This is a genomic window from Pseudoalteromonas fuliginea, assembly GCF_000690055.1.
GTDB lineage: Bacteria > Pseudomonadota > Gammaproteobacteria > Enterobacterales > Alteromonadaceae > Pseudoalteromonas > Pseudoalteromonas fuliginea.
This window is the reverse complement of sequence record NZ_JJNZ01000004.1, coordinates 60538-82618: the sequence shown is the minus strand read 5'-3', so window position 1 is coordinate 82618 and position 22081 is coordinate 60538. Positions and strand designations below refer to the sequence as shown.

The window sequence follows — 22081 nt, the reverse complement described above, 5'->3', positions numbered from 1 at the left end:
TAGTTAGTGCAATGGGGTTAAAACAAAAAAAGCGAAAGGATGATCCTTTCGCTTTTTAAAAGAGCAATTTAGTTTTTAAACTAAATCATCAATAAACTCAACAGCACGACCAATGTAATTAGCAGGTGTTAGTTTTTTCATTTCTACTTTAGCGTGCTCTGGAAGGTCAAGACCATCGATAAAGTCAGCCATTATTTCTTGATTTACACGTTTACCGCGTGTTAAATCTTTAAGTTTTTCGTATGGCTTTTCAATGCCATATTTACGCATAACTGTTTGAATTGGCTCGGCTAGCAATTCCCAGTTTTGATCAAGCTCGTCAGCTAAACGTTGCTCGTTTACTTCAAGCTTGCTTACACCTTTAAGTGTTGATTGGTATGCAATAATCGCATAACCCATACCTACACCTAAGTTACGTAATACCGTTGAATCGGTAAGGTCACGCTGCCAGCGAGAAACTGGTAATTTTTGTGCAAGATGAGCAAAAATAGCGTTTGCTAAGCCTAAGTTACCTTCTGAGTTTTCAAAATCAATTGGGTTAACTTTATGCGGCATTGTTGATGAGCCAATTTCGCCAGCAATTGTTTTTTGCTTAAAGTGATTAAGGGCAATGTAGCCCCACATGTCACGGTCAAAATCGAGCAATATAGTGTTAAAACGTGCAATTGCGTCAAACAACTCTGCAATATAGTCATGCGGTTCAATTTGTGTCGTAAATGGATTTAGTGTTAAACCTAAGCTTGATACAAATTTATCTGCGTGAGTATGCCAGTCGTAATCTGGGTATGCACTAAGGTGAGCGTTGTAGTTACCAACAGCACCATTAACTTTACCTAACATTTCTACTTGTGCAATTTGCCCGCGTTGACGTTTTAAACGCATGTATACGTTAGCAAACTCTTTACCCATAGTTGATGGTGTAGCTGGTTGCCCGTGCGTACGAGTCATCATTGGAATGGCTTTGTACTCAATCGCTTTTTCTTTAATTGCGCTTAAAAGCTCATCGCAATAAGGAAGCAAAACCTTGTTACGTGCTTCGCTAAGCATTAAACCATGAGATAGGTTGTTAATATCTTCTGAAGTACAAGCAAAGTGAATAAATTCATTGATTGCATGAAGCTCACTGTTATCGGCTACTTTTTCTTTTAATAAGTATTCAACCGCTTTAACATCGTGGTTTGTAGTGCGTTCAATATCTTTAACGCGCTGTGCATCAGCTTCGCTGAAGTTATCTACAATAGCGTTAAGTAGTGCATTTGCTTGCTCGCTAAATGCAGGTACTTCTTTTATATCGCTTGCTGCAGCTAACGCTTGCAACCAACGCACTTCAACAATTACGCGGTATTTAATTAAGCCAAATTCGCTGAAAATACTGCGTAGTTCAGTGGTTTTGCTGCCGTAGCGACCATCCACTGGAGAGATAGCCGTTAACGCTGAAAGCTCCATAATAACTCCTAAATTTTAGTTTGAACGATAGTTAAATTTTTGATTTAGCAATGGCGAGTATTTTTCTTTTTGAAAAGAAAAAGTGACGGCGTTTACCGCCCATTTGTCGCCATAATACTGCACTTCTAACACCGGCTAGTAATAGCGCACGGATTTTATTTTGAGTGAGCTGCTGTTTTAATAACTCGGGTTTACCATAAACCTGTATTCGGTGCCCAAGGGGGCTCAGCACCGACGAGTATATATCTGCTAAGCCGGCAACAACACTCTCGTCGGTAATAGCAAAATGATCCAAACGACGATGAATATCATCAATTCGTTTGCCTAATTCGTTTAAGCTCTTGTCGTTTGCATTTAGTGCACGTTCAAGCTGCATTAAACCACCTACGTACTTTACTATTTCAACATCTTTTTGAGCGCCAGCAGTTAGCTGTGCCATTAATGTTTTATAGCCATCACGCAGGTTATCTGTACCTTGATAAACGTCCTCTGGTGATTCAGGAGATGTTTGAATAATACTTGAAAGTAAGATTTCTAAATCGTGTTCGTTGTTGCTGCCGTATTGAGCAATTTTTTGAACTTGTTTAGCAACCTGGCACATGGCGGCAAGCGCCATGACTTGGTATTCATTCATTACTTAATCACCGAGTCAATAATACCACCACCTAAACACACATCTTCTGCATAAAATACAGCAGATTGACCTGGCGTAACTGCTTTTTGTGGTTCATCAAATAATACACGAGCCATGCCGTCTTCACCTACAAGTAGGGTACAGCTTAAGTCTTCTTGACGGTAACGTGTTTTAACTGTGCAGCGAGTGGTACCTTTAGGGCCAACGCGGTCTACCCAATGTAATTGGTTTGCATTAAGACCATTACTGTATAGGCGAGGGTGATCTTTACCTTGACCAACAACAAGTACGTTACGTTCTAAATCTTTATCAACTACGTACCATGGTTCGCCAGAACCTTCCTTCATACCACCAATTAACAAGCCTTTGCGTTGTCCAAGCGTATGGTACATTAAGCCTTCGTGCTCGCCTACGTTGTTACCGTCAGTGTCTTCGATAACGCCAGGTTGCGCTGGTAAGAACTTTTGTAAAAAGTCTTTAAATTTACGCTCACCGATAAAGCAAATTCCGGTGCTGTCTTTTTTATCGTGAGTGATTAGGTCTTGTTCTTCTGCTATGCGGCGCACTTCTGGTTTTTCGATATCGCCTACAGGGAATAACGTTTGGCCAATATGTTCATGGCTTAGGGTATATAAGAAGTAGCTTTGATCTTTATTGTTATCAAGTCCGCGACACATTACGTATTTGTCATCGCGAAGTTCACGGCGAACGTAGTGTCCGGTTGCAATAAAGTCAGCACCGAGTGCCTGAGCCGCAAATTCTAAAAAGGCTTTAAATTTAATTTCTTTATTACACATTATATCAGGGTTTGGCGTACGACCCGCTTTGTACTCCGCTAAAAAGTACTCAAATACATTATCCCAATATTCAGCAGCAAAGTTTACTGTGTGAAGCTCAATGCCTAATTTGTCGCACACGGCTTGCGCATCTTTTAAGTCATCAGCGGCGGCACAGTATTCATCATTGTCGTCTTCTTCCCAGTTCTTCATAAACAGGCCTTCTACTTGGTAGCCCTGTTGTTGTAATAAATATGCAGATACAGAAGAATCAACACCGCCGGACATGCCAACAATGACTTTAATGTGACTATTTTCGCTCATGAATAATTTCGCTTATACAGATTGCTGTTAACTTGGAAAGGCCGCGATTATAGCATGTATTTTGTTTGTGCTTAAAGAGCGTAGGGCGGCAAAGGACATAATTTGTCACTATTTTATTTGTATAACAAATAGCAAACTAGACTTAGACGTATTATCAGGCTGTAACTTTAGTAATATTAAAGTGATCTTTACTAATAAATTAAGACTATAGAATAATTCATGTAGTTATTGAGTTTTATTAATAGTATTTTCTTTCAAAACTACTAGGGTAAATATACACTTAATAAAAATAAAATAGTGGTGAGTATATGAATGTAAACCACTTTAAAGCCGCTTGAAATATAGTCAATGGAATGAATATATGAATTATGCCTATCAAATAAACAAGATAAATTCTTTAGTTGAGCATTACACACGAAAACCTGATTTTGTGGATAGCGAATTACTTTCTAGCAAAACGACAGAGTTTAAAAAATCAGCCTATCATCTTTTTTATGAGTTAATAAAACTCAAAAACCCTCATATTTACCAAGAGCCAAACCATGTACATGAGTTATTTAGCTTAATAAAAGGTTCAACAGTTAAAAAGAACGTTGAGTTAAAGGTGCTTGAGCATGTAGAGCACTGGTGGCTTGAATGGTATTTCGCTTTAGAAATGGACGAAAAGCTTAGTATAGAAAAAAGTGATATGCCAATGAGTTACTTACCTCAAAGTACACTCAACCCTATGCGCAAACATGAGATAAGTCACTACGCTAGGTTATTTACCGTTTTGCCAATGCCTGTATGTAATGTGTGTGCCAAAACGGGTGATATTTTGAAAGTTAATCAACGTTTTGTAGATGTTTTTGGTTATACAGTAGAAGATGTGCCAAATCTTAAATCATGGTGGGAAAAAGCGTATCCAGATCCCCAATACAGAGCACTTGCAAAAGAGCTGTGGCAAGATTCTCTTGAAAAGGCACTAAATAACAATAACGACATACCCGCAAATAACTATCGAGTGTCTTGTCGTGATGGCTCGCAAGTGATGATGGAAATTTCAGGGATTGATATAGGTGAAGAGTTTTTAGCTGTTTTTAATGATGCAACAGAGCGTTTAGAAGCAGAAGATATACTCAGGGATATGGCCTTTTTGGATGCATTAACCAAAATTGAGAATAGGCGTCGGTTTGATGAAAAGCTAACGCATGAGTTTGAACGAGCAAAAGAATGCGAAGGCATGCTATCGATGATTATTATTGATATTGACCATTTTAAGCAATTTAATGACCGGTATGGGCATGTAGCGGGCGATACGTGCTTATATGACGTGGCTCAAAAAATTGCTTCAACGGTTAGTCGCCCAGAAGATTTTGTGGCTCGCTATGGTGGAGAAGAATTTGTTGTTTTACTTCCACAAACGGATAGGCAAGGAGCGTTGTTTATAGCTGAGCAAATACAAAAAGCTGTAGAAAGCTTAGCTATTGCTCACCTGGATAGCTTTACCGGATTTTTATCTATAAGTATGGGTATTAATACCATCAGCAACTATACAAATAGTAATGAAGTCAGCTTTGTTAAAGCCGCTGATAACGCCCTGTATTATGCCAAAAAACAAGGGCGTAACTGTATAGCGCTAAGCTCTGAGTAAATCAATTATAAATAGTTTCTAAGCTTAACGCTGGTCGATTCAGGCTGTCGTTAATACACTTGAGCACTAAAGGGCTCCTAAGCGGTAATGATTTTATTTGCTCTAATGTATGCCAGTTAGCGCTGATAATGTCAGAATCTATTGGTGTTGGTGCTTTTATATTATTAGGCGCTTCAAATAAAAAGCAGAATCGCAAATAGTGCACTGCGTTATCGGCATGCAAATTATAAACACCTAAAAACCCAATAGGCGCAAGCGCTAAGCCTGTTTCTTCTAGTAGCTCTCTGCTTGCAGCTTGTGCAAGTGTCTCATTTTGCTCTAAATGACCCGCAGGTTGATTGTAACAAATTTGCTTTGTAAATTTATCGCGCTCTTTTACAAGTAAAAACTCATTTTGCTTTTTTACTATTGCTGCAACCGTGACATGCGGTTTATGCATCAACTACGCCCTTAATTACTTTGTATTCACCACAATTAATATCATCCAACGTATAGTTGCCAATGCTATAGCGGATGAGGCGAAGTGTAGGGTGTCCAATATGCGCGGTCATTCGACGAACTTGTCTGTTTCTACCTTCATTAATAGTAATACTTAGCCAAGTGGTAGGGATTGCTTTTCGCTCGCGTACAGGGGGGGTACGCGCCCAAATAGTTGGTTCATCAATTATTTTAACGTTAGCGGGGAGTGTAAGCCCGTCTTTAAGTTCTACGCCATTACATAAATCATTAATTGATTCACTCGTTGGTTCACCCTCAACTTGTGCCCAGTAGGTTTTATTTGTTTTTTTATCAGGAGCAGTTAAGGTGTTTTGTAGTTTCCCACAGTTTGTTAAAAGCAATAAACCTTCACTGTCTCTGTCTAACCTTCCTGCTGCATAAACTTCTTTAATAGGTATAAACTCAGCAAGCGTTTTTCTGTCTGCGTCATCCGTAAATTGACATAGCACATCAAATGGCTTGTTGAATAACACAATTTTTCTGTCTTTAGATGCTATTTGCGGCTTTATTTCTCTTTTACCAGATGGCGTTTTGTTAAGTGCACTGCGTGAATAAGTACGCCCAGTACTTCTTTTTGGCTTGGCTTGTGTTGCTTGATTATTGCCTGATTTAGCTCTCATTATATGCACCTAGCTGGTTTTGGTAATCCGGCAATTTTTGTTGCTTGCTTGGCTGGGCCCTTAGGAAATAATTTATATAAATAAAGGCTATTTCCTTTATCTTCACCGAGTGCTTTAGCCATTGCTTTTACAAGCATTCTAATTGCTGGACTGGTGTTATATTCAATGTAAAAATCACGAACAAAGTTAATAACTTCCCAGTGTTGCTCAGTAAGTGTGATGTTTTCTTGAGTAGCAATTATAGGCGCCAGCTCCTTTGACCATAAAGTATGGTCGAGCAAGTAGCCTTGTTTGTCGGTTTCAATCTGTTGGTTGTTAAATTCAAGCATGAGTTACCACGTAATTGATTGATTAGTTGATAAAGTGATTGCCACAAAGTCTTCATAGCTAATTGCTCTATCGTTATCTGCTAATTTTATTGCACGTACTTGCGCGTCTTGTTCAAGTATTAACAGTGTATCTGCAAATTGTCTAAATTGTTTTTTTGCAAAGCAGGCATCACCAACAAGTAGTACCTTATCGCCTGATAAAATTAAATTCTCAAGCTGATTTGCCGAATAATAGTTAAGCGGCTTTGAAAAAATATGTAACGTACTCATAGATTCACCACATGTTGCTGCGCTTTAATTAGTGTTTGTTGTTGACTAAAGTTAAGAGCTTTTGCCTCTATAAGTAAATCATGTTTATTTAAACCATAATCAAGCAATGATTTTTCACACACGAAAATATTTTCAACATCATATATTTCGAGTGTTTTAATATTTTTAAAAAAGTCTTTTAAGCCAATATTGTTTGGTTGTTGGTGCTTTTTTAAAGCCAAAACAGCGGGGCCACTAAACAACCAACTTACATTTTGGTCAACAGCAGCAAATATCAATGTCATATCTAGTGCATCACGAATATTTAAATCGTCAAATGGGCTGCACTGACTCATTATTAATACGTTTATCATTTAAATTGCACCCATTTATCTGCGTCGCTTGCAAGCATTGCAAATTCAGCTAACCCTGCGACTTTAAATACACCTGTGTTTTTAATATCTAACCCGTGCTTTTGCGCGGCGGTAACACACAGCATTAAATTTAAATTTTGATCAGCGAGTTGCTGCCAAAGTGCTGAAATTTGAAGTTCGTCTGAGGATAAATCAAAGTGGGTAGATGCATGATAAATACCTTGCTGGTATAAAAAAATAGCATCAATGGTGTGCCCTTGGGCTAAACATGCATTCGCAAATTTAACTATGCGTTGCGTGGTATCGTGATCGGATGGTGGTGTATGTAATGAAAGAACAAAGCGTGCCAAAACAATTCCAATAAAAAAGCCCCAATAAAGGGGCTATTTTAACAGAACTATTTAATTAGTCATCACTTGCGCCAAGTAGAGCAAGTAAAGAAGTAAATAAGTTATATACGCTTAGGTATAAAGACACTGTTGCGCGAATGTAGTTAGTTTCACCACCGTTTATGATTCGGCTTGTATCAAATAAAATCAAACCAGACATAATCAGTACAACTGCTGCATTAAGCACCATAAACATCAATGAACTGCCAATAAAAATATTAACGATGCTTGCTACAATCACAACGATTAAGCCAACAGTTAAAAAGCCACCCATGAATGAGAAGTCTTTTTTAGTATTTAGTGCATAAGCAGATAAACCAAAAAAGATAAGCGCTGTAGAACCTAAGGCTTGCATAATAAGCATTGGGCCATTAGGTAATGCAGCATAATGGTTAAGCAATGGACCTAAGCCTGCCCCCATTAAACCTGTGAAAGCAAACACCCAAAATACACCAGATGCTGTATCTGCTTTTTTATTTACAACAAATAATAAACCGAACGAAACGAGTGTAAACACAATTCCCATAAAGTAAGGTAATTGTAGTGCCATTGAAATACCGGCTGTAACTGCGCTAAATGCAAGTGTCATAGCTAGTAAAAAGTAGGTGTTTTTAAGTACCTTGTTTGTTTCAATGGTAGACATTACCGGTTTCGCGGTATTGTACGATTGATTAAACGCCATTGTAGAGCTCCTTTAAGTGAAACGTGTGTGTTTCGATAATTTAACTAAAATTAGATTACCAACTCTTATATGTTTGGGCAAACCTTTGTAGATCAATAGAGTTAAATATTTAAATAAAAGTTCATTAGCGATTAAATTAAAAACACTTTGTCTTAACTTTAAACAAATTAATTGTTTTTTAAGCACTTAAACAATTAATTTAAAAAAAAGCTTCACAAAAGGGATGGGTTTCCCTATTATGCAGGCCGTGCGGAGAGATGGCAGAGTGGTCGAATGCACCGGTCTTGAAAACCGGCATGGGTTTATAGCCCATCTAGGGTTCAAATCCCTATCTCTCCACCACTTATTTAATAAGTGTGTGGTAATTAAAGTATCATTCATTTAAATAGTTATTAGTACACTCTTACTTTTAACTTAGCAGTATCGGAGAGATGGCAGAGTGGTCGAATGCACCGGTCTTGAAAACCGGCATGGGTTTATAGCCCATCTAGGGTTCAAATCCCTATCTCTCCACCATATAACAAAATAGCCCGCTAATTTAGCGGGCTTTTTTGTGTCTGTAAAAAACTAAAATGCATTATTGTTAAATAGAGTCTATATGGGCAGATTAGGGCCTTTTTATCTTTCGAGCTTGAATTTACAGTAGACTGTTTGGTTTTTGTTCAAGGCAGAGCCTATGTTATGTGGTTATTTCCCCATAAATAGGCGATAACGCAGCTCAAATGCCAAGCGTGCGTTGCTCTTGGGTTTGCCTACATATAGGATGTAGGTAAGGGGCGTGAGCAGGACGCGGATGTTTTACTCAATTTTTACTTATTTTTACATGAATGTAAGCCTGTAGGATAACGCAGGAGCAGTTACCAAGCCGACTAGGTATAAAAATTCGCCTAGTTATAGCGCAATTTCTTTATCGTTAAATAGACTTCGTATATAAGCTAATTGGTATTACTTGTCATTTTATATTTACTGAGAAAATGAAACCAGTAATTAGCGATGAATTTGTGGTATTTTATTAGCAAGCGAGTTTTTAAAGGTATGTAAAATATGACGTTGTGGCTTAAAGATGATTTAGCGTCAAGAAAGTTGGTTGTATACAGGGCAATTTTATTTTCGATAGTAACTCTATTTATTTTATTCGTATTCCAACCTTTTGGTACAACCAACGATACTGAACCTTATAAATTACTCCGCCTTTCAGGCTACGGCTTAGTCACGTTTTGCGCTTTATTGCTTTCGGGTTTTATTGAGATCTTTTTAATTCGCTTAAATCTTAGCAATAAACTTCGAATAATAGTGACCCCCAGCCTTTATATTTTAATTACTGCTTTGTTTAACCACGGATATTTTGTTGTTGCTATGTTAGGGGCTTGGCATTGGCAAAACCAAATACTCTTCATTGTATATACATTAGCAGTGGGGTTATTCCCGATTAGTTTCATATTTGTTGTCAATCGTCATGCAAAGCATATGGTCTTAACAACTGAAATAATACCGGTTGTTAAGACTAAACAGCGTGCTTGTGAAGAGGTAGAAAAAAATAACGTCTCCCCACATCGTCTAATAACACTTATTGGCGATAATAAAGGTGACAAGCTAACAATTGCGCTATCGGATATATTGTTTATTAAGTCAGCCGATAATTACTGTGAGCTCGCAACGATAGAAAACGATGTTGTTTCTCATAAATTGCTGCGTATAACGTTAACTGGTTTATTAAAACAATTACCCCAAAATACATTTTTATATCGTTGTCATCGGTCTTATGCAGTTAATTTACAATTAGTCGCAGTAAGTAAAGGGAATGCCGGAGGATTACAGTTATCGATGAACTCATTTGATTTCACAATTCCAGTTTCGCGAACTTATGTTGATGTCATCAAACAAGCCTTGTTGTTAACCCCTGATGTTTGTTGATGACCCCAAAAACATGTAGTTAGCACCTAAAAATGAAATTTAGCCCTAATTGATCGATTTCATAATTAGTGATTGCCATGATTAAGTTGAATTTAAAATTGTAACTTAAGAAGGTACGTATGAAACATACAATTAAAGCACTGCTACTAATCACCACATTTATATTTTGTCATTACATGATGAAAGAGTTCTGGGGGGATAACTGGGTAAGTGTCCTATCTGACCTTGATCAACAATCAGCCCTTTTGTTATTTCCTGCTAAATACTTGTTTATTTATGGGCCATTGTTAGTTGTGGCAACATTATTATTTAAACATGAGAGTTGGTACAACGTTTTAGGTGTCGACATTGAAGGTTTTCAACGTTATTTACTCGCAGCGGTAGTCTGTTGCACACCTATGGTGATAGGTTACGCTTATTTGAGTAACGCGCTAAACCTTTCAATTACGGGGATAATTACAGGTTCAATATACGCGGGAGTTTTTGAAGAAATAATTTTTAGAGCTGCTTTGTTCGGCGTGTTATTTCGTTTTTGTCGTTGGGGGTTTATTCCCGCCGCATTAATTAGCTCAACGATATTTGGTTTGGGTCATATTTATCAAGGACATGATGCTATTTCAGCTGTGATGGCTGTTGCAATTACAACAATCGCAGGAACTTGGTTTGCGTGGTTATTTTGCGAATGTGGATACCGTATTTGGTTTCCATTATGGATGCATATATTTATGAATGCGGCTTATGGCATATTTAGCATGTCAGGTGGTGCAGCAGGGGATTTAAAAGGCAATTTGTTCAAGGCAACTGCAATAATTTTAAGCATACTCTACGTAAACTTACTTATCCGTCGTGGTAAACCGCGCCAAATAACACTCTCTACACTATTTAAAAAACGTCCAGGTTTTTCGTCTCAGCATTATAAATTAGCAACACAAAACACTTAAAGGAGATAATAATGTTTGAATTATTTTTAATTATAATGATTTTTTTGTCGCCTTTTTTACTTTTAGTGCTAATTAAAAATTACTTTACCTATAAAACGACTACTAAAGAAAAGTCACTTTTATTACAAGATAAAAATCAGAAAAATACGATTGTTATGCTGCAAAGAAAGTTAGACGTTTTAGTTGAAAGAGTCATAGTGCTTGAAGAGTTGGCGATAAATAAAAATATCGATTTATCACAACAAATAGCTCAGTTGTAACTACTGAGCTATTTGTTATTTCTTTTAAAAACTGGGCTTTTATTACTTTATTAAATTACCTAGCTTATATGTTGTATGTTTTATCATCATAAGTTACGACCATAGTCTCTATTTCTAAGCTTTAGATCTTGGTGCATGCTTAATACATTAAATTTTATACGCTGTATTAAGGATTATTAGATGAAACATCAACTTGCAAAAAGCGTCGCGCTTTCATTATTGTCCCCGGTGATTGTTGGCAGTTTATTAGGTTTGTATTATGCACTAGCGTTGCAGGGTGATTTCCTATCAGTGTTCTTTCAACTATTGATGACAGCCATATCAAATGCACATATTGTAGGTTTAACAATGGCGGCTTTTGTTGTGCCGGGTTATTTACTCATGTTTAAGTATTCAAAAGTTAATTATTCAGGTGTTTTAACACTTGGGTTATTAGGTGGGGCTATTTTTAGTTATCTATTAAGTGCTTCAACAGGCGAGATATTTTTAATTAATAGTGTGATGTCTGGATTCGCCGCAGGACTATTTTTATTTGGCCTTCGTAATTGTGCAAAAAAATAATCGCAGAATTATTGACCAAGCGCGCTGATAAACAGCGCAATTTCCTTTTTTTTACCCTTTAAAGGTTCCAATTTTTAACGACAAAGAGTACCTTTAGCTACTGTCTGTTTAATAAGAAGTAGTTTGGTATGCAAAAGTACGATTTTTACCAGTCATTAGTTAAGCAAACTGAATCACTAATAGCTGGTGAATCTAATGTAATTGCCAATTTGGCAAATATAAGCGCGTTATTATTTACCTCTTTAGAAGATGTGAATTGGGCGGGTTTTTACTTTATGGATTCTCCTACTGAATTAGTACTAGGCCCGTTTCAAGGTAATCCTGCATGCATTCGTATTCCAGTAGGAAAAGGAGTATGTGGAACTGCTGCGGCAACCGCAGAAACACAATTAGTTGAAGATGTTCACGCTTTTGACGGTCATATTGCCTGTGATGCGGCGTCAAATTCTGAGATTGTTGTACCTATCTTGAAAAATGGTAAAGTATTTGCTGTTCTTGATATCGATAGTCCAAGTGTTGGTCGATTTGATACTGACGATAAAGCCGGACTTGAAGCGCTAGTGAAATGCTTAGAGGCGAGCCTGTAATGAAAGATTTGCTAAATGTTCAAGACTACCTGTTTGCTGTGCAAGATGTTGGCGACTGGGAAGGCGAAGAAGAACATGTAGCGGAAACGCTCAATGATTTGATTCATATTGCCTGGGATCGTCTTCCGGACGATTCTGAATGTGAATTTATTGATGAAACGATTAATGGTATTTGGGAACACCTTCGAGGCGATATGGCTGTAATAGAAGCCGACTTTGAAGAGCTGGTCGACTGGGTAACACACTACGTCGATTCGTCCCTTGATGAAAAGATGTGAAAAATAGGTTCTAAAATGGAAACCACAAACAAGCTAAAAGATATTAACGAAGTATTGGAATTTTTGTATCAAGAATTCCCACAATGTTTTAAACAAAAAGATGGCATCAAGCCGCTTAAAGTAGGTATTTTCAAAGATATCGCTGAGCGTATTGAAGGCTCTGACAAAGTAAGCAAGACTCAAGTTCGTCAAGCGCTCAGAAAATACACGTCTAACTGGCGTTATTTAGAAGCGGTAACTAAGTCAGAGTTTCGTATTGATCTTGATGGTAATCAAGGTGAAAAAGTTGAGCAAGAGCATATCGACCATGCACAAAAAGCATTGGAAGAAAGCCGCGCTAAAATGGCAAAACGTAAAAAACAACAACGTCCACGCCAAGACTCAGATTCTAAATCTTTTAAGAAAAAACCAGCGCATGCTAGTAAAACAGGTGATAAAAACGCTTCTGCAGCTAATAAACCTGCCAAAGCAGCTCCTGCTAAACGTTCAGGAAAAATTGAACCTTTACCAGCTACTGAGGTCAAGGTTAATAATAAGGTTAAGGTTAAACTTGGCCAAGCACTTGTAAATGCAGTAATCACTGAAGTGAACAAAGATGACGTTCATGTTGAATTAGTGACAGGCATGCAAGTTAAAACCAAAGCTGACAGTTTATACATCGTTTAAACTGTAAATAAATTAAGGAGTTTGTATGAGTAAAAAGTTTACGCTCATTCCGTTAGTTGCTGCCCTGTTTTCAGGTTCATTATTTGCTGCTGTAGAAGCCGTCACTATTGACGATTTACCACTGCTCAAGCAAGAAAGTCAACATGGTACTGCCAGCAAACGCGTGGCTAGCTTATTTACTCGTTCACACTATATCCCGGTTCGATTTAACGATGAGCTTTCTAGTAAAGTGTACGATCGTTATATCGAATCCCTTGATTTTAATAAAAGCGTATTTTTAGCAAGCGATATTGCTTCTTTTGACCAATACCGCGATGACTTTGATAACGCTATAACTACTGGCAAATTGGGTTTCACATTTGATATCTTTAATTTAAGCCTTAAACGCCGTTTTGAACGTTACGAGTATTCCCTGGCATTACTTGAAAAAGAAATGACCTTTGATAAAGAAGATGAATACTTTTTTGATCGTGAAGATGCTGCGTGGCCTGTATCTCAAGCCGAGCTTGATGAAATTTGGCGCGAACGTGTTAAGTACGATGCACTGCGTTTAAAAATGACAGGTAAAGATTGGGAAGGCATTAAAGAAGTGCTGACCAAACGCTATAAAAATGCAGAAAAGCGTTTAGTGCAATCAAATCCAGAAGATGCATTTCAATTAGTATTAAATTCTTTAGCACGCAGTATTGAGGCGCATACGTCTTATTTATCGCCGCGTCGTGCTGAACAATTTAAAATGGATATGGACCTAGAGCTCGAGGGCATAGGTGCAGTATTGAGTCCAGATGAAGATTACACAGTTATTCGCAGTTTAGTACCTGGTGGTCCTGCGGATAAAACAGAGCAAATTAAAGCCGATGACAGAATCATTGGTGTTGCTCAAGATGGTGAAGAATTTGTTGATGTTATTGGCTGGCGCTTAGATGACGTTGTTGATTTAATTAAAGGCCCTAAAGGTACTAAAGTACGTCTTCAGTATTTAAAAGGCGCTGATGCTCACGGCACACCAAAAGTTGTTGAAATTACCCGTGATAAAATCAGATTGGAAGACAGAGCCGCTAAATCAGAAGTTTTTGAAGCTAAATATTCAGATTTAACAAGCAAAGTGGGTGTGATTGAAATCCCTGGCTTTTACAATAATCTTTCGAAAGATGTAAAAGTTGAACTTGCTAAGCTTAAAGAGCAAAAGGTTGATGGGATTATTATTGACCTACGCCAAAACGGTGGTGGTTCATTATATGAAGCTACCCAACTTTCGGGATTGTTTTTTGACCAAGGACCTGTTGTTCAAATACACACTTTAAATAACCGTATCGAAGAACAAAGAGACCGCGATGGCATTACCTATTATGATGGTCCACTTACGGTATTAGTTGATAGATACAGTGCGTCAGCATCAGAAATATTTGCAGCGGCAATGCAAGATTATGGCCGCGCAGTTATTATTGGTGAGCAAACCTTTGGTAAAGGCACGGTTCAACAGCACAAAGGCTTAGGCCGTGCTTATGACTTGTATGATAATGCATTGGGTAGCGTGCAATATACAATTGCTAAATTTTACCGCATCAATGGTGGTAGTACGCAACACAAAGGTGTGATTCCAGACATCTCGTTTCCATCAGCAATCGATCCTGCAGAATGGGGCGAAAGTAAACAAGACAATGCACTGCCTTGGGATAGCATTGTTAAAGCGAAATATAAAAAACTTGGTAATTTAACGCCAGTTATTACCTATCTTGAGAAGCAACATGAGGTACGAATTAAATCAGAACCTGAGTTTGGTTATGTATTTAATGATATTGCCTTATACAACAAAGAGAAAGATCGTAAAACGATCTCTTTAGTTGAAGCAGACCGCATTAAAGAAAAAGACGAAGGTGAGGCACGTGCACTTGTACGTACTAATGAACGTCTTAAGCGTTTAGGTAAAGATCCGGTAGAAAACTTAGATGATTTACCTGAGGTTATTGAAGAGCTTGACCCATTTTTAGAAGAAGCCGCTTTAATTACCCAAGATTATATTAACTATGGTCGCATAGCTAAGAAGTAACCCCTGGTTTTACCTCTATAAAAAAGGCGCTTTTGCGCCTTTTTTGCTACCTATAATTTACTAAATTGTTATAATCTCCCATTACATAAAGTTGAGCTAGATCATTAAAGTTCAATTAATGCGCCTTACGTGCTAAAAATAATAATTAAACACACATTGAGTGTGTGTAGGAGTCTCTACTTTGAAGCCATTGGAAGATAAACCAATCAAGCCTGCCTCGTTTTTTGATGCATTAGTTCCTATCTCTGTATTAATTTGCCTACTCGGCGCTGCCGTATACTTATTTGGTGATAATTCTTCATCAGGTCCTAACCAGATTGCACTTTTGTTCGCAACTTTTGCAGCTGCTTTAATTGGTCTTAAAAATGGTTATACATGGAAAAAGTTAGAGCAAGCAATGATTGAAGGCATAACGCTTTCACTTGGTGCTATTCTAATTTTACTCATGGTAGGTGCATTAATTGGTACTTGGTTACTATCAGGAACTGTACCGACCTTAATTTATTATGGCTTACAGGTTATCAATCCGAGCTGGTTTTATGCAGCTAGCTGCTTAATTTGTGGCATTGTTGCAATGAGTATTGGTAGTTCGTGGACTACGGCTGCAACAATAGGTGTTGCTTTACTTGGCGTAGCAACCGGTCTTGGGCTTGAACAAACAGTAACAGCCGGCGCGGTTATATCGGGCGCGTACTTTGGTGATAAGTTAAGCCCACTGTCAGAAACTACAAATCTTGCACCTGCAGTTGTTGGGGCTGATTTATTTGAGCATATCCAACATATGTTATGGACGACAGTACCTAGCTTTGTTATTGCATTGATTATATTTATATTTATGGGTTTTAATGCAACGGCTTCAAGTGAAGCCGGGCGTATTGACGAAATTACAGCTATTTTACAACAAAATTTTAATATTGGTTTTGAAATGCTAATACCACTAATTGTATTGTTAGTTTTAGCAATTAAAAAAATGCCAGCCTTTCCTGCTATCTCTATTGGTGCTGTTGTGGGCGCTGTTTGGGCCATGTTGTTTCAATCTGATTTAATTGCTAGCCAAATTGATGTCTCTCAAGGACAGTTAGTAGGCTACTTTAAGCTTGTTTGGACCACTTTTTTTGACGGTTTTAGCATAAACACCGGCGATGATAAAATGGATTCGCTACTTAGTGGTGGTGGTATGGCTGGAATGCTTACAACGACCTGGCTTATTATGACCGCACTTATGTTTGGCGCTATCATGGAAAAAACAGGTCTTCTTGATATTTTTGTTAAAAGTATTCTTAAAATAGCTAAAAGTACGGGATCGTTAATTGCGGCAACAATAGCAACGTGTATTGGTACTAACGTGATAGCTGCTGATCAATATATTGCTATTGTTGTACCCGGTCGTATGTTTAAAGATGAATATAAAAAACGTGGTTTGAAGCCTGTTAACTTATCTCGTACATTGGAAGATGGCGGTACAATTACCAGCCCACTAATTCCGTGGAACACTTGTGGCGCTTACATGCAAAGCGTTTTACTCATAAATCCGTTTGACTATGCACTGTACGCTTTCTTTAATTTAATTAACCCTGTATTAGCGGTTGTTTATGCCTATTTAGGTATTAAAATTTTACGTATCAAACCAAAACAATCGGCCTAATTTTAAACAGCTCTTTTAAATTTAAAAGAGCTGTTTTGGAGCATCTATGACTGAATCAAGTAAACCTCAAGCACAATATCTTAAAGACTACAAAGCCCCAGACTTTTTAATTGACCACACTGAGCTAACATTTGACTTACAGCCATTAACAACGAAGGTAAGTTCCTTATTAACACTTACACGAGTAGGTGATAACAAAGCACCCTTAGTGCTTGATGGTATTGATTTACGCCTGCTCTCTTTATCAATTGATACTGTTGATATAACGGATTATGAAATTATTGGCGAGCAACTAATAATTAATAATCTACCGGATAGTTGCCAATTAAGTATTGTCACCGAGATATCACCTGAGACTAATACTTCACTAGAAGGTTTATATTTATCAGGTGGTGCGTATTGCACGCAATGTGAGGCGCAGGGGTTTAGAAAAATAACCTATTACATGGATCGCCCCGATGTTTTATCTACATTTGATGTGATCGTAATTGCAGATATAAAATTTTCTCAGCTCCTATCTAATGGTAATCAAGTAGACAGTGGTGAAACTCAAGATGGGCGTCATTTTGCTAAATGGCAAGACCCGTTTAAAAAGCCAAGTTATTTGTTTGCTTTGGTTGCAGGTGATTTTGATGTATTAAAAGACAACTATATTACTCAAAGCGGTAAAAATGTTGAACTTGCTCTATTTGTAGATAAAGGTAATTTATCTAAAACACCACATGCTATTGCCTCACTTAAAAAAGCAATGCAGTGGGATGAAGCGCGTTTTAATTTAGAATATGACCTAGATATTTATATGATTGTAGCCGTTGATTTTTTCAACATGGGTGCAATGGAAAATAAAGGTTTAAACATATTTAATAGTAAATGTGTTTTAGCCAACCAAGAAACAGCGACAGATAAAGACTATCATACGATTGAATCTATAGTAGGGCATGAGTATTTCCATAACTGGACAGGTAATCGAGTAACGTGCAGAGATTGGTTTCAGTTATCGCTTAAAGAAGGTTTAACTGTATTTAGGGATCAAGAGTTTAGTAGTGACTTAGGCTCTCGTGCGCTTAATCGAATTGACGCTGTAAAAGTAATGCGCACACACCAGTTTAGCGAAGATGCTGGCCCTATGGCTCATCCTATTCGTCCAGAAAAAGTTATTGAAATGAATAACTTTTACACGGTTACTGTGTACGATAAAGGCGCCGAAGTAATCCGAATGATGCATACATTATTAGGCGAGCCAAACTTTCAAAAAGGTATGGCACTCTATTTTGAGCGCCATGACGGACAAGCTGTTACTTGTGATGATTTTGTAAGTGCAATGAGCGACGCATCAGGCGTTAACTTAGATCAGTTTAAACGTTGGTATAGTCAAGCAGGTACATCTCGTTTAAATGCTATTCAAAACTTTGATCTGGATTCAAATACATACAGTTTAACAATTGAACAATTTGCACCGCTGAACCAGCAAGGTAATGCACCTTTGCACATTCCATTTGCAATTGAACTGTTAGATGTAAATGGACAAAGTATTGAGCTTGAGTACCAAGGCGAAAAAGTTAACCACGTTCTAAATGTAACTCAACCATCACAGACATTTCACTTTGATAATATGACTGCTAAACCTGTTGCAGTATTACTTGAAGACTTTTCTGCTCCATGTATTTTAAACCAAGAGACAGATGAACATGAGCTACTTCATATTATGCGTTTCGCACGCAGTGACTTTTCTCGTTGGGATGCACAGCAGCAGCTATTTATTAAAGCAATGAAAGCGAATCTAAACAGTGTTGAAAGTGTTGGGCTTAGTGATGAGATAATTAATGCGCTTCGTGGATTAGTTAATGAAAAACAGGGCGATCTAGCGCTTATTGCAGAGCTATTAAAATTACCAAGTTTTGATACGTTGGCTGCTGAATTTGAAGTAATTCCAGTAGATGAAATAGTCAATATTGCTGAGCAATTTGAAAGGCAAATAGCGGATGAGTTAACTAACGAGTTTATAACGTGTTTTGAATCGTTAATCGATGATGGCAGTGTAAATGCAAGCGCCGTTGCAATTCGGTCTTTAAAGCAGCTATGCCTTCATTACCTTGCTAAAACTAATGACCCGCACGCTGCTGATTTTATTAAACATGCTGCAAGCTCAAAAAATATGACGAATGTTTTAGGTGCACTAAGTGCCGCTGTTAAAGCGTCACATGAGCTATGTGAAGAATTGTTAAACTACTTTGATAGTCAATGGCGTCACGATGTATTAGTAATGGATAAATGGTTTGCTTTGCAAGCGATGCAAACTGGTGACAATGCAATTGATAATATTAAGGCGCTTTACGAACATCCGTGTTTTGATTTTTCAAACCCCAATCGTGTACGAGCACTTGTAGGTAGCTTTAGCCATTTCAATACGTCTCAGTTTCATCGCCTTGATGGTAAAGGTTACGCGCTCTTAGGTGATTTACTCATTAAATTAAATGCTATAAACCCTCAAAATGCATCTCGTATGCTAACGCCGTTTATGTCGTGGAAGCGATACGATAATACACGTTCAACAGCAATGAGACTGCAACTAGAACGTTTAGCTAATTTAGATGGGTTAAGCGCCGATTTATTTGAAAAGGTTGAAAAAGCACTTAAGTAAATGATCGAATATTATTTTAATTTAAGATTTAGCTACAGCGAATGCATGGATTACTACCATGGTCGTTTTAGCTCATTGCAGGTTGTCGAAGATGGCGGGAAAACAGTGCGTTTTTCTGCTAATCACTTAAGGCCATTTATTACTAGCTTAGGTATAAGAGGGCGTTTCAGAATGTTATTAACCCTTGAAAATAAATTTATTCGTATTGAACGAGTGGCTTAGTACGCTGTTTTTATGTTATAAAATCATAAAATATTTTCTTTTTGTTAATTTCAATTTGTTCTATTGTTAAATTACGTGTATAAATTATCTGGTACGACGTCTTACCAATACGTAAACGTCAACCAGAATGAAAATATATAACAGATTGAATGCGACTATTTGTAATTTATCCATTTCGCTTCTATCGTTACGATTACACTAAAAACAATAACTTGATCACACAAAATGACCCGCGACAGGGGGGAACCAAAAATGATAAGAAGATCGCTTTTTGTTAAAAATAAAATCGCTATAGGTTTAGCAATCGCTAGCCTTGGTTTATCAACAGCTAATGTACAAGCTGCAACATTTGAAGCCGGAGGGTTTGATATTACCTTCGATTCAACCTTTTCATATGGGCAAAGTGTCCGTGTAGAAGACCGAGACTTTAGCTTAATTGGTAAAAGTAATAACCCGGCGTTTAACTGGGCAGGTTACAATCCTGCGTTAAGTAATACCGTTTATTCATCTCAAGATGTGTGGGCTCAACCAGGCTCTTACTCAAATAATGGTGACGCGGGTAATTTGAATTTCGATAGTGGTGATTCATTTTCTAAATTATTAAAAGGTACACACGACCTTTCAATAAATAAAGACAACTACGGTTTGTTTACACGTTTTATGTATTTTTATGATTTTGCCTTAATGGATGGCAATCATGCATATGCTAATCCTACATCAGGTCAAGGTGTTGACCCATGTGACGATAAAGATACTAAAGCACAAAGCTGCGCCGACATTCGTTTATTAGATGCGTTTGTTTGGGCTGATTTTGATTTAAATGACGGTAACAACCCATTATCAGTGCGTTTAGGTCAGCAAGTTGTTAACTGGGGCGAAAGTACGCTTATATCTCATGGTATTAATGTAAACCCTGTAGATATAGATCGTTTAAAAGCACCTGGTGCTGAGCTTAAAGAGGCATTTATTCCGGTGGGCATGTTATGGGCTTCATTGGGTATAACAGACAATATTACGCTTGAAGGTTTTTATCAGTATCAATGGCAAGAAACGCGTTTGCCTGCAGCAGGTACGTACTTTTCTACTAATGACTTTGCGGCAGAAAATGGTTATCAGCAAAATGTTCAGTTAGGTTTTACATCTAACCCTGATATTGATGTTGCATTTTTAACTGATAGTCTAAACAACCTAACATCTGACTTTGCTTTAGCGGCAGCTGCACAGGGGATTGATCCATCTAGTGCTGAAGGCAGTGCTTTACTTGCTCAAATGTACCTTGCTTACCCCACTAAAGTTGCACTTAAAGGTAAAGGCGGTAACGGTAAAACAGAACCTGAAGATGGCGGCCAATACGGTTTACGTTTAGGTGTATTTTTGCCTGAATTTAATGATACTGAAATTGCACTGTATCATGTGAATTATCATAGTCGTCGTCCGCTTATATCTGGTCGTGTATCAAACTTTACTCAAGCAGCTATTGCACAAGATTTAGCAATGATTATGACAACAGAAATTACGTCTGATAATGTTGCTGATTTAACTGCTTTCTCTAAAGCGGAAAACGATTACCCTGAAGATATCAAATTATACGGTTTAAGTTTTAATACCACGATAGGCGAAACAGCCTTTGCCGGTGAATTTGCTTTTCGTCAAGATGAACCACTGCAAATTGATGACGTAGAATTACTCTACACAGCAATGCCTGAACAGTTAGCTGTTGCGGGTATTCGTCCTGATTTTGCGGGTATTTCGCAAATGAGTTTTGGTGATGCTATAAGCTCAGTTGGCCCAGGTGAAGTTGCCCAAGGTTATATTGAACGTGATACATCACAGATTCAGTTCACTGCGACCCATTTATTTGGCCCTTCGTTAGGTGCTGATAGCTGGGCTGTTGTTGGTGAAGTGGGCGCTGTAAAAATTCACAATATGCCTGAATACGATGAAATGCGCTTAAATGTATCTGGCACTGGCCGAAGTGGAACAATTACGGGTCCAGGTACTACCGATTATTCAACGCTACAGCTTGGTTTATCAAATGGTGCTGAAGAAAAGTCTTTTGCAACCGCTTCTTCTTGGGGTTACCGCTTAATTGCTAAAGGTGATTATTTTAATCTCTACAATGGTATTAACTTTTCACCACGTTTTGTTTTCTCTCATGACGTAAATGGTAATACACCAGATCCTATGTTCTTGTTTATTGAAGACCGTAAATCTTTAGGTGCTACCATGAACTTTAATTACCAAAATGCATGGTCACTTGATGTGAGCTATAACTCATTTTGGGGCGGCGGTGGTGTTAATACATTCTCAGACCGCGATTACGTTTCTTTCAATTTAAAATATTCTATTTAGGGGTAACATT

At 37.8% G+C, this 22081-nt stretch carries 23 protein-coding genes and 2 tRNA genes; 15 read left to right on the top strand and 10 right to left on the bottom strand.

Annotated features, from left to right (window positions below):
* Positions 1-75 precede the first annotated feature (75 nt).
* The 3 genes from purB to mnmA are packed head-to-tail and all read right to left on the bottom strand — an operon-like array spanning position 76 to position 3180.
* On the bottom strand, positions 76-1446 hold the full coding sequence (gene purB / locus DC53_RS18745; RefSeq protein WP_024594682.1) for an adenylosuccinate lyase: 1371 nt from the start codon (positions 1444-1446) through the stop codon (positions 76-78).
* 31 nt (positions 1447-1477) lie between these two features.
* Positions 1478-2080 carry a high frequency lysogenization protein HflD gene (gene hflD / locus DC53_RS18750; protein ID WP_033028400.1) on the bottom strand — a complete coding sequence of 201 codons (603 nt, stop codon included), beginning with the start codon at positions 2078-2080 and terminating at the stop codon, positions 1478-1480.
* On the bottom strand, positions 2080-3180 hold the full coding sequence (gene mnmA / locus DC53_RS18755; RefSeq protein ID WP_002962705.1) for a tRNA 2-thiouridine(34) synthase MnmA: 1101 nt from the start codon (positions 3178-3180) through the stop codon (positions 2080-2082). Before mnmA ends, hflD begins: the two co-directional genes overlap by 1 nt.
* Positions 3181-3541: 361 nt before the next feature.
* On the opposite strand from mnmA, the gene DC53_RS18760 reads away from it, so the two are divergent.
* Positions 3542-4813: a sensor domain-containing diguanylate cyclase gene (locus DC53_RS18760; RefSeq protein WP_033028399.1), complete on the top strand. Its 1272-nt coding sequence runs from the start codon at positions 3542-3544 to the stop codon at positions 4811-4813.
* 1 nt (position 4814) lies between these two features.
* Here the strand turns inward: DC53_RS18760 and DC53_RS18765 are convergent, their stop codons facing one another.
* The 7 genes from DC53_RS18765 to DC53_RS18795 are packed head-to-tail and all read right to left on the bottom strand — an operon-like array spanning position 4815 to position 7954.
* The gene (locus tag DC53_RS18765) at positions 4815-5252 is read right to left on the bottom strand and encodes an NUDIX hydrolase (protein WP_033028398.1); all 438 of its coding nucleotides are present in this window, start codon (positions 5250-5252) and stop codon (positions 4815-4817) included.
* A complete protein-coding gene (locus tag DC53_RS18770) occupies positions 5245-5931 on the bottom strand; it encodes a pseudouridine synthase (protein WP_033028397.1) in 687 nt (228 codons plus the stop codon). The genes DC53_RS18765 and DC53_RS18770 overlap by 8 nt, the downstream gene beginning before the upstream one ends.
* Complete coding sequence (locus tag DC53_RS18775; protein ID WP_033028396.1) at positions 5931-6260, bottom strand: TusE/DsrC/DsvC family sulfur relay protein; 330 nt, start codon at positions 6258-6260, stop codon at positions 5931-5933. The genes DC53_RS18770 and DC53_RS18775 overlap by 1 nt, the downstream gene beginning before the upstream one ends.
* Before the next feature lie 3 nt (positions 6261-6263).
* Positions 6264-6530 carry a DsrH/TusB family sulfur metabolism protein gene (locus tag DC53_RS18780; protein WP_033028395.1) on the bottom strand — a complete coding sequence of 89 codons (267 nt, stop codon included), beginning with the start codon at positions 6528-6530 and terminating at the stop codon, positions 6264-6266.
* Positions 6527-6883, bottom strand: a complete 357-nt coding sequence (gene tusC, locus DC53_RS18785) for a sulfurtransferase complex subunit TusC (protein WP_033028394.1) — start codon at positions 6881-6883, stop codon at positions 6527-6529. Before tusC ends, DC53_RS18780 begins: the two co-directional genes overlap by 4 nt.
* Positions 6880-7233: a sulfurtransferase complex subunit TusD gene (tusD, locus tag DC53_RS18790; protein ID WP_033028393.1), complete on the bottom strand. Its 354-nt coding sequence runs from the start codon at positions 7231-7233 to the stop codon at positions 6880-6882. Before tusD ends, tusC begins: the two co-directional genes overlap by 4 nt.
* Positions 7234-7288: 55 nt before the next feature.
* On the bottom strand, positions 7289-7954 hold the full coding sequence (locus DC53_RS18795) for a Bax inhibitor-1/YccA family protein (protein WP_008133668.1): 666 nt from the start codon (positions 7952-7954) through the stop codon (positions 7289-7291).
* A 251-nt stretch (positions 7955-8205) separates the two neighbouring features.
* Here DC53_RS18795 and DC53_RS18800 point away from each other — a divergent pair.
* The 14 genes from DC53_RS18800 to DC53_RS18865 all read left to right on the top strand — a co-directional run bounded on the left by DC53_RS18800 (position 8206) and on the right by DC53_RS18865 (position 22071).
* A tRNA-Ser gene (locus tag DC53_RS18800) sits at positions 8206-8296 on the top strand.
* A gap of 83 nt (positions 8297-8379) precedes the next feature.
* Positions 8380-8470 (top strand) — tRNA-Ser (locus DC53_RS18805).
* 528 nt (positions 8471-8998) lie between these two features.
* Positions 8999-9868: a LytTR family DNA-binding domain-containing protein gene (locus DC53_RS18810; protein WP_033028392.1), complete on the top strand. Its 870-nt coding sequence runs from the start codon at positions 8999-9001 to the stop codon at positions 9866-9868.
* A 119-nt stretch (positions 9869-9987) separates the two neighbouring features.
* Positions 9988-10809 carry a CPBP family intramembrane glutamic endopeptidase gene (locus DC53_RS18815; protein WP_033028391.1) on the top strand — a complete coding sequence of 274 codons (822 nt, stop codon included), beginning with the start codon at positions 9988-9990 and terminating at the stop codon, positions 10807-10809.
* 11 nt (positions 10810-10820) lie between these two features.
* Positions 10821-11069 (top strand): hypothetical protein, encoded by a 249-nt coding sequence (locus tag DC53_RS18820; RefSeq protein WP_033028390.1) that lies wholly within the window; start codon positions 10821-10823, stop codon positions 11067-11069.
* Positions 11070-11249: 180 nt separating this feature from the next.
* Entirely contained in the window at positions 11250-11630 is a 381-nt protein-coding gene (locus tag DC53_RS18825; RefSeq protein ID WP_007375720.1) for a hypothetical protein, read from the top strand.
* A 128-nt stretch (positions 11631-11758) separates the two neighbouring features.
* Complete coding sequence (locus tag DC53_RS18830; protein ID WP_007375721.1) at positions 11759-12217, top strand: free L-methionine (R)-S-oxide reductase MsrC; 459 nt, start codon at positions 11759-11761, stop codon at positions 12215-12217.
* Complete coding sequence (locus DC53_RS18835; protein ID WP_002961910.1) at positions 12217-12495, top strand: hypothetical protein; 279 nt, start codon at positions 12217-12219, stop codon at positions 12493-12495. Before DC53_RS18830 ends, DC53_RS18835 begins: the two co-directional genes overlap by 1 nt.
* 15 nt (positions 12496-12510) lie before the next feature.
* The gene (gene proQ, locus DC53_RS18840) at positions 12511-13161 is read left to right on the top strand and encodes an RNA chaperone ProQ (RefSeq protein WP_007375722.1); all 651 of its coding nucleotides are present in this window, start codon (positions 12511-12513) and stop codon (positions 13159-13161) included.
* Positions 13162-13186: 25 nt separating this feature from the next.
* Positions 13187-15211, top strand: coding sequence for a carboxy terminal-processing peptidase (gene prc, locus DC53_RS18845; RefSeq protein WP_033028389.1), 2025 nt, complete (start codon positions 13187-13189; stop codon positions 15209-15211).
* 181 nt (positions 15212-15392) lie between these two features.
* Positions 15393-16856, top strand: a complete 1464-nt coding sequence (gene nhaC / locus DC53_RS18850) for a Na+/H+ antiporter NhaC (RefSeq protein WP_198402991.1) — start codon at positions 15393-15395, stop codon at positions 16854-16856.
* 46 nt (positions 16857-16902) lie between these two features.
* Entirely contained in the window at positions 16903-19497 is a 2595-nt protein-coding gene (gene pepN, locus DC53_RS18855) for an aminopeptidase N (RefSeq protein WP_033028387.1), read from the top strand.
* On the top strand, positions 19498-19719 hold the full coding sequence (locus DC53_RS18860; RefSeq protein WP_033028386.1) for a DUF2835 family protein: 222 nt from the start codon (positions 19498-19500) through the stop codon (positions 19717-19719). It abuts the gene before it with no gap.
* A 252-nt stretch (positions 19720-19971) separates the two neighbouring features.
* Positions 19972-22071: a DUF1302 domain-containing protein gene (locus DC53_RS18865; RefSeq protein WP_008133684.1), complete on the top strand. Its 2100-nt coding sequence runs from the start codon at positions 19972-19974 to the stop codon at positions 22069-22071.
* The last annotated feature ends 10 nt before the right edge of the window (positions 22072-22081 follow it).

Excerpts from the sequence above, each read along its gene's own strand:
- purB (WP_024594682.1), bottom strand. The coding sequence starts at position 1,446 with ATGGAGCTTTCAGCGTTAACGGCTATCTCTCCAGTGGATGGTCGCTAC.
- hflD (WP_033028400.1), bottom strand. The coding sequence starts at position 2,080 with ATGAATGAATACCAAGTCATGGCGCTTGCCGCCATGTGCCAGGTTGCT.
- mnmA (WP_002962705.1), bottom strand. The coding sequence starts at position 3,180 with ATGAGCGAAAATAGTCACATTAAAGTCATTGTTGGCATGTCCGGCGGT.
- DC53_RS18760 (WP_033028399.1), top strand. The coding sequence starts at position 3,542 with ATGAATTATGCCTATCAAATAAACAAGATAAATTCTTTAGTTGAGCAT.
- DC53_RS18765 (WP_033028398.1), bottom strand. The coding sequence starts at position 5,252 with ATGCATAAACCGCATGTCACGGTTGCAGCAATAGTAAAAAAGCAAAAT.
- DC53_RS18770 (WP_033028397.1), bottom strand. The coding sequence starts at position 5,931 with ATGAGAGCTAAATCAGGCAATAATCAAGCAACACAAGCCAAGCCAAAA.
- DC53_RS18775 (WP_033028396.1), bottom strand. The coding sequence starts at position 6,260 with ATGCTTGAATTTAACAACCAACAGATTGAAACCGACAAACAAGGCTAC.
- DC53_RS18780 (WP_033028395.1), bottom strand. The coding sequence starts at position 6,530 with ATGAGTACGTTACATATTTTTTCAAAGCCGCTTAACTATTATTCGGCA.
- tusC (WP_033028394.1), bottom strand. The coding sequence starts at position 6,883 with ATGATAAACGTATTAATAATGAGTCAGTGCAGCCCATTTGACGATTTA.
- DC53_RS18795 (WP_008133668.1), bottom strand. The coding sequence starts at position 7,954 with ATGGCGTTTAATCAATCGTACAATACCGCGAAACCGGTAATGTCTACC.
- DC53_RS18810 (WP_033028392.1), top strand. The coding sequence starts at position 8,999 with ATGACGTTGTGGCTTAAAGATGATTTAGCGTCAAGAAAGTTGGTTGTA.
- DC53_RS18815 (WP_033028391.1), top strand. The coding sequence starts at position 9,988 with ATGAAACATACAATTAAAGCACTGCTACTAATCACCACATTTATATTT.
- DC53_RS18820 (WP_033028390.1), top strand. The coding sequence starts at position 10,821 with ATGTTTGAATTATTTTTAATTATAATGATTTTTTTGTCGCCTTTTTTA.
- DC53_RS18825 (WP_007375720.1), top strand. The coding sequence starts at position 11,250 with ATGAAACATCAACTTGCAAAAAGCGTCGCGCTTTCATTATTGTCCCCG.
- DC53_RS18830 (WP_007375721.1), top strand. The coding sequence starts at position 11,759 with ATGCAAAAGTACGATTTTTACCAGTCATTAGTTAAGCAAACTGAATCA.
- DC53_RS18835 (WP_002961910.1), top strand. The coding sequence starts at position 12,217 with ATGAAAGATTTGCTAAATGTTCAAGACTACCTGTTTGCTGTGCAAGAT.
- proQ (WP_007375722.1), top strand. The coding sequence starts at position 12,511 with ATGGAAACCACAAACAAGCTAAAAGATATTAACGAAGTATTGGAATTT.
- prc (WP_033028389.1), top strand. The coding sequence starts at position 13,187 with ATGAGTAAAAAGTTTACGCTCATTCCGTTAGTTGCTGCCCTGTTTTCA.
- pepN (WP_033028387.1), top strand. The coding sequence starts at position 16,903 with ATGACTGAATCAAGTAAACCTCAAGCACAATATCTTAAAGACTACAAA.
- DC53_RS18860 (WP_033028386.1), top strand. The coding sequence starts at position 19,498 with ATGATCGAATATTATTTTAATTTAAGATTTAGCTACAGCGAATGCATG.
- DC53_RS18865 (WP_008133684.1), top strand. The coding sequence starts at position 19,972 with ATGATAAGAAGATCGCTTTTTGTTAAAAATAAAATCGCTATAGGTTTA.